The sequence below is a fragment of the Streptomyces sichuanensis genome, assembly GCF_020328095.1.
Taxonomy (GTDB): Bacteria; Actinomycetota; Actinomycetes; order Streptomycetales; family Streptomycetaceae; genus Streptomyces; species Streptomyces cinnamoneus.
On sequence record NZ_JAIXMK010000078.1, the window covers coordinates 1 to 11,447 of the forward strand.

Below are 11,447 nucleotides of genomic sequence, written 5' to 3' on the forward strand. Positions count from 1 at the left end.
GACCGCCCGGGCCGACCGCCGCACGCCCGGGAGGCAGGCCGCCGGGCCGGGGCGGCACGGACCGGAATTGCGCGGGCCGGCGGGTCAGCCGCCGGTGCCGGCCGCTGGGGCAGGCGCCAAGCGCCGGGCGGGCAGGCTCCAGGCACCGGCTGGGGCAGCCGCTGGGCGTCAGCCGCAGGCGGGCCCCGCAACGGTCCGGGCGGGCCGGTCCCGGTGGCGCCCCGGGACAGGTGCCTAGTCGGGGTCGTCGGTCAGGCGGGCGCGGGCCGCCTTCGTTCCCTCCGGGGACGCCACCCGTTCGTACAGGGCCAGGGCCGCTCGCCAGTCGGTGTCCGCTTCGTGGGCGCGGCCGGCGGCGGACAGGACGTCGCCGCGCAGCAGGAGGACGTCCGCCTCTTCCTTCGGTGCGCCGCACGTGTGCATCAGGGCCGCCGCCTCGTCGAGCGGGGCGAGGGCCTCGTCCGGGCGGTCGGCGAGGAGGCGGGCGCGGGCGTAGTGCCAGAGGGACTTGGCCTCGTTGAAGGGGTCGGGCAGGGCGGCGAAGAGGTCCCGGGCCCTCAGCAGCGCGGCGGCGGCCTCCTCGTGCCGGCGGTCGGCGCTGTCGGCGCGTCCCAGGTGGAAGGTGAGCAGTGCCCTGCCCCGGGGGTGGTCGATGCCGTCGAGGGCGGCGACCGCGCGCCGGAAGTGACCGGCGGCGGCCCCCGCCCGGCCTGCGCGGAGTTCGAGCAGGCCCAGGCCCTCCAGGGCCGAGGACACGGTGCGGGCGTGCCCGATGCCCGTCGCCACCTCCAGCGCCCGCCCGTAGTGCTCGCGCGCGTCCGCGTCCGCCTGGGCACCGCCCCGGTCCGCGCGGGCGAAGGCCAGCTCGAAGTGCATGCGGGCCACCGCGACCGGGTCGCCCTCCCGTTCCGCGGAGGCGAGGCCGAGCCGGCACACGGCCGCCCAGTCCGTGTGGTACTTGCGCCGGAAGAAAAAGCCGTGCAGGGCCTCGCACAGCTGCCACACCGCCGCGTGGCGCCCCTCGTCGTGGGCCAGTTCCACGACGGCGACGGTGTTGGCGCGGTCGGCCTCCAGCGCGTCGAGGGCCCCGTCGGCGCCGCCGAAGACCTCCCGCAACCGCCCGGCGTGCCGCGGGGCGAACAGCGGCCCGTACCGCCACCGGCCGGACGTCCGCACCTCGGCGGCGGCCGCGCGCTCCAGGTACCACTCGGCGTACCGGTCGAGCAGGCCCGGGTCGCCGGCGCCGCCGCCCACGGCACGGGCGTGGTCGTGGACGAGCCCGTGCATCCGCAGCCGCCCCTCGCCGGCCGGTTCGAGCAGCCGTTCCCGGACGAGCGTGCGCACGTCGCCCTCCTCGCGGGCGACCCATCGCACGAGGTCGCGCGAAAACTCCGGCGTCGGGTGGGCCCCCAGGGCCCGGCAGAGCGCCGCGGCGCCCTCGGGCAGGCCGGCGTGGACGGCGTCGAAGACCTGGGCCACCGAGAGGTCGTCCGGCACGGTGAGCGCCTCCAGCCGGGTCCGGCGGTCGGTGAGTTCGCGGGCCAGCCCCCCGGGATCCTCCCCCGTCTCCAGGAGTTCACCCACCCGGGCGCCCGCGATCCGTACCGCCAGCGGCAGGCCGGCGCAGGCCCGCAGCACGTTCTCCAGCACCGGCCGGTCCAGTGCGTCGGGGCGGCCCGTCACCGCGTGGAACAGCTCGGCCCCCGCCGCCGCGTCGAGGGCGTCCAGGGCGACGGTGACCGTGCGCGGGTGCGAGGCACGCAGCCCGGTGAGGGGAAACCGGCTGGTCACCACCACCACGCTGCCGGGATGCCCGGGCAGCAGCAGCCGCACCTGTCCGGCGTTCACCACGTTGTCCAGGAACACCAGGGCGGGCGCGTCCGCGGTCAGTGACCGGTAGTGGGCGGCCAGTCCCTCCACGTCCGCCGGCCGCTCCCCGCCGCGCACCTGCCGCCCCGACAGGTGGGCGATGAAGCCCTCCAGCACCGCCGCGGGGTCGCGCGGCCTGAGGGGCCCCTGCGGGCTCATGTCGCCCTGGAGGTGGCCGCCGGGGAAGTGGGCGCCGAGCTGGTGCAGCCAGCGCAGGGCGGTGGCGGTCTTGCCCATGCCGGGCAGGCCGGTGACCATCACGACCAGCGGGGCACTGCGGTCGGCCCGTTCGGCGGCGGCGAGCGCGGCGAAGACCGGGACCCGGTCGACGAACACCTCCGGCGCCGGCCCCAGGAGCCGCGGCACCCGCACGGCAGGCCGGTGCACGTGGACCTCACGGGCCTGCACCACCGGGCCCAGGTACGTGCCGCCCGTGATCGTGTTCTCGGTCCCGTCACCCATGCGTCAGCCCCCCAGCGCAGTCGGAGAGGCGATCCTACGGGCGGAGACGGCGCATGGCGCCCGCCGGCCGCTCGCCGGGGGCGCCATGCACGTGGTTCGAACGCGCCGGCCGTCGTCAGTCGCTGATGCAGACGTTGCCGGACGCGGGGTTGAGCAGGCCGACGATGTTGATCGTGTTGCCGCAGAGGTTGATCGGGATGTGGATCGGGATCTGGATGACGTTGCCCGAGATGACACCCGGGGAACCGACAGCCGCACCCTTGGCTCCGGAGTCGGCGACCGCACCGCCGGCCACGCCGGCGAGAGTGGCGCCCACAGCGGCGGTGATGACTGCTGCCCTGACGATTCGTGACATGGGGGAGACACCTTTGCTTGGACGTACGGGACGAGCACCCGGACGGTTACGGCCGGGAGTCCGGGTCAACGTGCGAAAGTGACAAAGGTTTCGTCCGTGAAGCGACCGGGTGACCCCGTTTTGGGCCGAATGGGTGGCCGGTGTGGGACGATCAACAGCAATAGGGGTTTCCCCATTGGCTTTCCGGCTGGCAGGGTTCCAGTCCGACGATCGGCACGAGACGAATGGGCGACGATGATCGGCACCCTGCTGCCCGCACCCGTCGAGAGCTCCGAGGCTTTCGACGACCTCGCCGGCCGGGCCGGCGCTTTCGCGCTCTTCCCCGAGGAGGAGGCGCTGATCGCCCGGGCCGTGGCGAAACGGCGCAACGAGTTCACCACCGTACGGGCGTGCGCCCGCACCGCCCTGGGCCGCCTCGGCATCGCCCCGGCCCCCATCGTCCCGGGGCAGCGCGGCGCCCCGCAGTGGCCGTCCGGCGTCGTCGGCAGCATGACGCACTGCGCGGGCTACCGGGCCGCGGCCGTGGCCCGCAGCAGCGAGGTGACCGCCATCGGACTGGACGCCGAGCCCAACGCACCGCTGCCCGAGGGCGGGGTGCGGGACCTGGTGACGCGGCCCGAGGAGCACGGCTGGCTGGCCCGCCTGCAGGCCGAGCGGCCTGAGGTGAGCTGGGACCGCCTGGTCTTCAGCGCCAAGGAGAGCGTCTACAAGGCGTGGTTCCCGCTCACCCGCCTCTGGCTGGACTTCCAGGACGCGGTGATCGAGGTGGACGCCGGGCAGCGGACGTTCTCGGCCCGGATCCTGACGCCGGAGCCGCTGCGCACCGCCACCGGGGGCCGCCTGTCGGGCTTCGAGGGCCGCTGGGCGGTGGCCGACGGCCTGATCGTGACGGCGATAGCGGTCCCGGCCGCCGGCTAGGAAGTGTCCGAGGAGCCGGCACGGACCCCCACGACGCTCCCCCGGCCACCGCTGGGAGGTGCCCCGGCACCGGGCGCCGCGGGGCCCACACCGACCCGCCGGGCACGCCCCGGCGGGCCCGGAGCGCGACGCGGCCTCACCCGTCCTGCGCGGCGACCCGTGCGGCGAACACCGCCAGTTCCTCGCGCCAGCCCGCCGCCAGCGACGGGCCCGCCGCCGCGCCGCACGCCCGCTCCACGCACTCCTCGATCAGCTCCTCCGTCGCCCGGCGCTCCTGCGGGTCCAGCAGCAGCTCCCGCATGAGCTGGGCGTTCCACGTGTACTCCGGCCCGCCGTCCAGGAACCCGCGCAGCCGCCACGCCGCGTGCAGCGGCCGGGCGTAGGCGTCGTAGGGCGCCCCGAGGTCGGGCCGTCCGGCGAGGGCCGCGCCCAGCCGCAGCGGGTGGCGCAGGGCGTACCAGCCGGCCGCGCAGCCCCGGTCGCAGCCGGAGACGCAGCGCCCGGGCCAGGGGTCGTCGAGGTACTCGGCGGCCACGGCCTCGTGCGCGTACGAGCCGATGGCGCGCTGCAGCCGCAGTTCGTCCCACAGCGGCCGGACGTCGCCGGGCAGGTGGGCCGCGAGCCGGTCGGCGAGGGCGAGGGCGAGGTCGCCGGCGAGCGTGGCGGTGGAGTCGCCGAAGCGCCGGGAGTCGCCCGCCCAGCCGCCCTGCTCGTGCTCGGTGGCGCGCCTGACGTGCAGGGTGGGGATGCCCCTGCGCAGGGCGGCGGCGTCGCGGACGTCGGCGCGTATGAGGGTGCAGGTGTCGAGCAGTTCGAGGGCGGCGGCGACGTCGACGGCCTCGTCGGAGGCCGGGTCGCCGCCCGCGGCGAGGTAGCCGGTGAGGAAGACGAGCGGGCGGGCCCGGTCCCCGCCGGCGGTGACGAATCCGGCCAGGGACTCGATCAGGCCGGCGCCGCGGGCGTCGGCGGTGCGCCAGTGCCGGTGCTCCTCCTCGAAGAGGCCGTGCAGCCGTTCCTCGACGCGGTCGAGCATCCGGGCGCGCTGGAGCGGGGGCGCCGGGGCGGGGGGTGCGGCCTGGCCCGCCGGCCGGTGCTGCTGCGTCATGGTGTGCCTCCCTGGTGTTCCGGGTTACGGCCTTCGGCCGACCCTTGGCGGGCGGCGGCTCCGCTCTCGACGGCGGAAGGTGACCGGCCAGGAGACTGCCCCGGCCGCGCGGGCGGGAAGCGCCGGTTTCCTGCCAACCAGGGCGGCTCCGTCCGCTTTTTGGCCATCACCGCTTGCGGGCGGGGGTGACGTCCTCGCGGCCCGTGCGTGCCGTCTGTACAGCGCGCGCCGTGGACGGTTACAACGGGGGGCGGGCCACGGGACGAACCGGCTTTCGGAGGCAACCATGCGCAGGATCGCGATCGTCGGCGCGGGGCAGGCGGGTCTGCAGCTGGCCCTGGGGCTGCGGGCGGCCGGCCACGAGGTGACCGTCCTCTCCGCCCGTACGCCCCGGGAGATCAGGGACGGGCGGGTGCTGTCCACGCAGCTGATGTACGGCCCGGCGCTGGCGCTGGAGCGCGGGCTGGGGCTGAACCTGTGGGACGCGCAGACCCCGCCGGTCGAGGGCCTGCGGATCAGCCGGGTCGACGCGCCGGGCATCCCGCCGGAACGTTCCATCGCCGCCGCCCTGGACGAGCCCGCCCGTTCGGTGGACCAGCGGGTGAAGACCGCCCGCTGGCTGGAGCTCCTGGAGGAGCGCGGAGGCCGGGTGGAGTACCGCAACGTCGCCGCCGAGGAGCTGGCGGACCTGGCGGCCGCCCACGACCTGACGCTGATCGCCTCCGGGCACGGACCGCTGGGGCAGGTCTTCGGACGCGACGAGCGGCACAGCCCGTACGAGGTCCCCAAGCGCGCCCTGGCCTGCGTCTACGTGCACGGCGCCCGGCCGGATCCCGGGCCGGCGGCCACGTACCTGCGCATGTGCGCCTTCCCGGGGACCGGGGAGTTCCTCGTGCTGCCCGCGCTGACGGCGTCGGGGCCCTGCGACATCCTGCTGTGGGAGGGCTGCCCGGGCGGGCCGTTCGACTGCTGGCAGGGCGTGAGCGACCCGGCGGCCGCGCTGGAACGCACGTTGCAGCTGCTGCGCTCGTACGCGCCCTGGGAGTACGAGCTGTGCGCGGACGCCGTGCCGACCGACGCGGGGGCCCTGCTCACCGGCTCCCTGGTGCCGGTGGTGCGGCACCCGGTCGCGGAGGTGGCGCCGGGCTCGTACGTCCTGGGCATGGCGGACGCGGTCGTCCTCAACGACCCCATCACCGGGCAGGGGTCGAACAACGCCGCGCGCTGCGCCGACCGCTATCTGCAGTCGGTCCTGGAGCGCGGCGACCGGCCGTTCGACCGGGCGTGGATGCACGAGACGTTCGCCGGCTGGTGGGAGCACGCCCGGCACACCACGGCGTTCACGAACATGGTGCTGGACGCCCCGATGCCCGAGCACGTCCAGCACGTGCTGGCGGCGGCCGCCGAGCACCCGGCGCTGGCGCACCGGTACGTCAACGGCTTCGCCGACCCGGCCGGTTACCAGGAGTGGCTGATGGACGCCGACCGGGCCGAGGCGTGCCTGGCGGTGCTCGCGGGCCGGGTGGCCGGCTGAGCGGGGCGCCCCGGGGGTGAGCGGCGTCAGCCGCCCGTCGCCTCCGGGTGCTCCAGCAGCACGCGCCGCAGCTCGCGGGCGGCGCGCGGCGGTGCCGCGTCCTTGCGGTGGGCGATGGCGACGGTCCGGCGCATGCGGTCGCCCTCGAAGGGGGTGACGCGCAGTCCGGAACGGGCCGCGACCATGCCGGGGACGACGGCGAGGCCCAGCCCGGCGCGGACGAAGCCGAGGACGGCGTCCATCTCGCCGCCCTCGACGGTGAACGACGGCTCGAAGCCGGCGGCCCGGCAGGCGGCGACGGTGATCTCGCGCAGGTCGTAGCCGCGGCGGAACATCACCAGCGGACGGTCCCGGAGCTCCTCGACGCGCATGCGCCGGCGCCGGACGGGCGGCGCTCCGGAGGGGGCCGAGACCACGACGAGGTCCTCGCGCAGGAGTTCCGCGGTCGCCAGGGCGGGGGCGGCCGCGCCCAGCGGGGTGATGACCAGGGCGAGGTCGAGGCCGCCGTCGGCGAGGCGGCGGACCAGGTCCTGCGAGCCGCCCTCCTCGACGTGCAGCTCGATGCCGGGGAACCGGGCGTGGTAGGTGCGCAGGACGTCCGGCACGAGGCTCGCGCACAGGCTCGGCGGCGCGCCCAGCCGCACCCGCCCCCGGCGCAGCTGGGCGACCTCCTGCACCTCGCGGCGGGCCGTCTCGGTGTCGGCGAGGATCCGGCGGGCGAGTGGCAGCAGCGCCTCGCCGGCGTCGGTGAGGGTGATGTTCCCGCGGGCGCGGTGGAAGAGTTCGGCGCCCAGTTCCCGCTCCAGCGCCCGGATCTGCTGGGAGAGGGAGGGCTGGGCGACGTGCAGGGCCTCGGCGGCCCGGGTGAAGTGCCGCACCTCGGCGACCGTGGCGAAGTAGCGGAGCTGCTGGAATTGCACCCCACCACGATAGATAGCCGCTGCCTATGGAAACCAGCGCGGCCATGTCTTGGACGCATCGAGGGGCGGCTGCCTAGCGTCGTGGCCATGGCACTGGCGACCAGGACGGCACGGACCCCGTCCCTCATCGGCTCCGTGTGGCGCTCCACCGTCGGCAAGAAGGCGGTCATGGCCGTCACCGGCCTGATCATGCTCGCGTACCTGGTGGCCCACATGATGGGCAATCTGAAGGTGTTCTTCGGCGCCGGGGAGTTCAACCACTACGGCCACTGGATCCGCACCGTCGGCGAGCCGTTCCTGCACCGCGAGTGGTTCCTGTGGGGGGCCCGCGCGGCCCTGTCCGTCTCCGTGGTGCTGCACGGCGTGGCCGCGTACCAGCTCAGCCGCCGCGACCTGGCCGCCCGGCCGGCGAAGTACGCGCACAAGCGGCCGCGGGCGAGCTACGCGACGCGCACCATGCGCTGGGGCGGGGTGATCCTCGGCCTGTTCATCGTCTGGCACGTCCTCGACCTGACCACCCTCACCGTGAACCCCAACGCGGAGGAGGGCAGGCCGTACGAGAACCTCGTCGCCTCGTTCGACCGCTGGTACGTCTCCGCCTTCTACATCGCGGCGATGCTCGCCCTCGGGCTGCACGTCCGGCACGGCTTCTGGAGCGCGGCGCAGACCCTCGGCGCCGGCTCGCCGCGCCGCGACCGCGTGCTGAAGCTCCTCGCCAACGGCCTCGCGGCCCTTTTGACCTGCGGCTTCATCGCCGTACCCGTCGGCGTCCTGACTGGAGTCGTGAGCTGATGTCCCCCTACGCCCCCTACTCCGGCTACGCCCTCGGCGAGCCCCTCACCGACACCGCCGCCCCCGGCGGGCCCGTCGCCGGGCGCTGGGACCGCCGCCGCTTCGAGGCGAAGCTGGTCAACCCCGCCAACCGCCGCAAGCACACCGTCATCGTCGTCGGCACCGGCCTCGCGGGCGGCGCGGCCGGTGCGACGCTGGCCGAGCAGGGCTACCGCGTGGTGCAGTTCTGCTACCAGGACTCGCCGCGCCGCGCCCACTCCATCGCGGCCCAGGGCGGCATCAACGCGGCGAAGAACTACCGCAACGACGGCGACTCCGTGCACCGCCTGTTCTACGACACCGTCAAGGGCGGCGACTTCCGCGCCCGCGAGTCCAACGTCCACCGCCTGGCCCAGATATCGGTCGAGATCATCGACCAGTGCGTGGCCCAGGGCGTGCCGTTCGCCCGCGAGTACGGCGGCCTGCTGGACACCCGCTCCTTCGGCGGCGTCCAGGTCTCCCGCACCTTCTACGCCCGCGGCCAGACCGGACAGCAGCTGCTGCTGGGCGCCTACCAGGCGCTCAGCCGCCAGATCGACGCGGGCGGCGTGGAGATGCACGCCCGCACCGAGATGCTCGACCTGATCGTGGTGGACGGCCGGGCCCGCGGCATCGTGGCCCGGGACCTGATCACCGGCCGCATCGAGACCCACCTGGCGGACGCCGTGGTGCTGGCCTCCGGCGGCTACGGCAACGTCTTCCACCTCTCGACCAACGCCAAGAACTCCAACGCCACCGCCGTCTGGCGCGCCCACCGGCGCGGCGCGTACTTCGCCAACCCCTGCTTCACCCAGATCCACCCCACCTGCATCCCGCGCTCGGGCGACCACCAGTCGAAGCTGACGCTGATGAGCGAGTCGCTGCGCAACGACGGCCGCATCTGGGTGCCGAAGGCCGCGGGCGACACCCGGCCGCCGGCCGCCATCCCGGAGGACGAGCGCGACTACTACCTGGAGCGCGCCTACCCCTCCTTCGGCAACCTCGTCCCGCGCGACATCGCCTCCCGCGCCGCGAAGAACGTCTGCGACGAGGGCCGCGGCGTGGGCCCCGGCGGGCAGGGCGTCTACCTCGACTTCGCCGACGCGATCGCGCGGATGGGCCGCGCGGCCGTGGAGGCGAAGTACGGCAACCTCTTCGAGATGTACGAGCGGATCACCGCCGAGAACCCGTACGAGGTGCCCATGCGCATCTACCCGGCCATCCACTACACGATGGGCGGCCTGTGGGTGGACTACGACCTGCAGACCACCGTGCCGGGCCTGTTCGCGATCGGCGAGGCGAACTTCTCCGACCACGGGGCCAACCGGCTGGGGGCCTCGGCTCTGATGCAGGGCCTGGCCGACGGCTACTTCGTGCTGCCGTCCACCATCAACGACTACCTCGCCCGCCATCCGCACGCGGAGGTGCCGCGCGACCACCCGGCGGTCGCGGAGGCGGCGGGGGAGGCGGCGGACCGCCTGCGCCGGCTGCTGGAGGCCGGCGGCGACCGCACGCCGGAGTCCTTCCACCGCGAGCTCGGCGAGCTGCTGTGGGACGAGTGCGGCATGTCCCGCACGGAGAGCGGCCTGCGCAAGGCGCTGGACCGGATCCCGGAGCTGCGTGAGGAGTTCTGGCGCCGGATCAGGGTGCCGGGCACCGGCGAGGAGCTCAACCAGCAGCTGGAGAAGGCCAACCGGCTCGTCGACTACCTGGAGCTGGCCGAGCTGATGTGCCTGGACGCCCTGCACCGCACCGAGTCCTGCGGCGGCCACTTCCGCGAGGAGAGCCGCACCGCCGACGGCGAGGCGGCCCGCAAGGACGAGGAGTTCGCGTACGTGGCGGCCTGGGAGTTCACCGCGCCGGGCGAGGCGCCCGTGCTGCACAAGGAAGACCTGCGTTTCGAGTACGTCCACCCCACCCAGCGGAGCTACGCGTGAACCTCACCCTGCGCATCTGGCGCCAGCGCACCCCCGAGGCGCCGGGGGCCATGACCACCTACGAGGTCACGGGCATCAGCGAGGACATGTCCTTCCTGGAGATGCTCGACCACCTCAACGAGGAACTGATCCTCTCCGGCGACGAGCCGGTCGCCTTCGACCACGACTGCCGCGAGGGCATCTGCGGGGCCTGCGGCATGGTCATCAACGGCCGGGCGCACGGCCCCGAGCGCACCACCACCTGCCAGCTCCACATGCGGCACTTCCGCGACGGCGACACGATCGACGTCGAGCCCTGGCGGGCCGCCGCGTTCCCGGTCGTCAAGGACCTGGTCGTCGACCGGTCGGCGTTCGACCGGGTCATCGGCTCCGGCGGCTACGTGTCCGTGCCCACCGGCTCCGCCCCCGAGGCCCACGCGACGCCCGTGCCGAAGGCGGTGGCCGACCTGGCCTTCGAGCACGCCGAGTGCATCGGGTGCGGCGCCTGCGTGGCCGCCTGCCCGAACGGCTCGGCGATGCTCTTCACCTCGGCGAAGGTGGTGCACCTCAACGTGCTGCCGCAGGGCGCCCCGGAACGCGAGTCCCGGGTGCTGGGCATGGTGGCGGCCATGGACGACGAGGGCTTCGGCGGCTGCACCAACACCGGGGAGTGCGCCACGGCCTGCCCCAAGGGCATCCCGCTGCAGTCCATCGCCCACATGAACCGCGAGTACCTGCGGGCGGCCCTCAAGGGCGGCCGGGGGCGCTGAGCCCCCGCTAGCGGGCGCCGAAGACCTGGGTCCAGCGGGGGCCGCCGGGCGCCTTGTTGATGCCGATCCCGATCTCCTTGAAGCTGCAGTTGAGGATGTTCTTGCGGTGGCCCGAGCTGTTCATCCAGGAGTCCATGACCGAGGAGGCCGTCTGCTGGCCGTAGGCGATGTTCTCGCCGTAGGTGCTCCACTTGTAGCCGGCGGCGGTGATGCGCTCGCCCGGGCCCTTGCCGTCGGGGTTGGTGTGGTCGAAGAACCCGCGGGCGGCCATGTCGTCCGAGTGGCCCTGGGCGGCGGCGTCGAGGAGGCTGTTGGAGCTCACGACCGGACAGCCGACCTTGGCGCGCTCGGCGTTGACGAGGGCGACGACCTGCTGGGCGAGGGAGCCGCCGCCGGGGTTGGCGGGCGGCTTGGGGGCCGGCTTCTCCGTGCGGGCGGCGGTGCGCTCGGGGGTGGGGCTCGCGGAGCGGGAGGCCGAGGCCGAGGGCTTCGCCGAGGAGGCCGAGGCGCTCGGCGAGGGGCTCGCCGAGGCGGACGGCGATGCGGAGGCGGAGGCGGAGGTGCGCAGCGGCGACGGCTCCTTGGCGCTCTGCTGCTTGAGCTGCGTGGCGTCGGCGGCCTCGGCGACGGTGGTGTCGTCGGAGCTCCCGAAGAAGTGGCTGCCGCCCAGCACGCCGCCCGCGACGATCGCCATGATGCCCGCGCCGATGACGACGCGCCGGGTGGTGCGGGAGCGGCCGCCGGCCGCGCGGTGGCCGCCGCCGTGCTGCCGGCCGGCGGCGCGGCGG

At 74.8% G+C, this 11,447-nt stretch carries 10 protein-coding genes; 5 read left to right on the top strand and 5 right to left on the bottom strand.

The window, feature by feature from the left end:
- Positions 1-234: 234 nt before the first annotated feature.
- A complete protein-coding gene (locus LE181_RS21295; RefSeq protein WP_225662921.1) occupies positions 235-2,331 on the bottom strand; it encodes a hypothetical protein in 2,097 nt (698 codons plus the stop codon).
- Between the two features lie 115 nt (positions 2,332-2,446).
- Positions 2,447-2,686, bottom strand: coding sequence for a chaplin (locus LE181_RS21300; protein WP_225662922.1), 240 nt, complete (start codon positions 2,684-2,686; stop codon positions 2,447-2,449).
- Positions 2,687-2,920: 234 nt separating this feature from the next.
- On the opposite strand from LE181_RS21300, the gene LE181_RS21305 reads away from it, so the two are divergent.
- Complete coding sequence (locus tag LE181_RS21305) at positions 2,921-3,604, top strand: 4'-phosphopantetheinyl transferase family protein (RefSeq protein WP_225662923.1); 684 nt, start codon at positions 2,921-2,923, stop codon at positions 3,602-3,604.
- A gap of 136 nt (positions 3,605-3,740) precedes the next feature.
- On the opposite strand, the gene LE181_RS21310 is transcribed toward LE181_RS21305, so the two are convergent.
- The gene (locus tag LE181_RS21310; protein ID WP_225662924.1) at positions 3,741-4,709 is read right to left on the bottom strand and encodes a polyprenyl synthetase family protein; all 969 of its coding nucleotides are present in this window, start codon (positions 4,707-4,709) and stop codon (positions 3,741-3,743) included.
- A gap of 286 nt (positions 4,710-4,995) precedes the next feature.
- On the opposite strand from LE181_RS21310, the gene LE181_RS21315 reads away from it, so the two are divergent.
- A complete protein-coding gene (locus LE181_RS21315; protein ID WP_225662925.1) occupies positions 4,996-6,243 on the top strand; it encodes a styrene monooxygenase/indole monooxygenase family protein in 1,248 nt (415 codons plus the stop codon).
- A 26-nt stretch (positions 6,244-6,269) separates the two neighbouring features.
- On the opposite strand, the gene LE181_RS21320 is transcribed toward LE181_RS21315, so the two are convergent.
- Positions 6,270-7,163, bottom strand: a complete 894-nt coding sequence (locus LE181_RS21320; RefSeq protein WP_225662926.1) for a LysR family transcriptional regulator — start codon at positions 7,161-7,163, stop codon at positions 6,270-6,272.
- An 87-nt stretch (positions 7,164-7,250) separates the two neighbouring features.
- Here LE181_RS21320 and LE181_RS21325 point away from each other — a divergent pair, with 87 nt between their 5' ends.
- From LE181_RS21325 to LE181_RS21335, 3 genes are read left to right on the top strand one after another with little or no spacing between them, the layout of a single operon-like run.
- Positions 7,251-7,955 (top strand): succinate dehydrogenase cytochrome b subunit, encoded by a 705-nt coding sequence (locus LE181_RS21325; protein WP_225662927.1) that lies wholly within the window; start codon positions 7,251-7,253, stop codon positions 7,953-7,955.
- Positions 7,955-9,910 (top strand): fumarate reductase/succinate dehydrogenase flavoprotein subunit, encoded by a 1,956-nt coding sequence (locus LE181_RS21330; protein ID WP_225662928.1) that lies wholly within the window; start codon positions 7,955-7,957, stop codon positions 9,908-9,910. Before LE181_RS21325 ends, LE181_RS21330 begins: the two co-directional genes overlap by 1 nt.
- Positions 9,907-10,659, top strand: coding sequence for a succinate dehydrogenase/fumarate reductase iron-sulfur subunit (locus tag LE181_RS21335; protein ID WP_225662929.1), 753 nt, complete (start codon positions 9,907-9,909; stop codon positions 10,657-10,659). The genes LE181_RS21330 and LE181_RS21335 overlap by 4 nt, the downstream gene beginning before the upstream one ends.
- A gap of 7 nt (positions 10,660-10,666) precedes the next feature.
- Here the strand turns inward: LE181_RS21335 and LE181_RS21340 are convergent.
- On the bottom strand, positions 10,667-11,447 hold a 781-nt coding region (locus tag LE181_RS21340; RefSeq protein WP_225662930.1), incomplete at its 5' end, for a CAP domain-containing protein.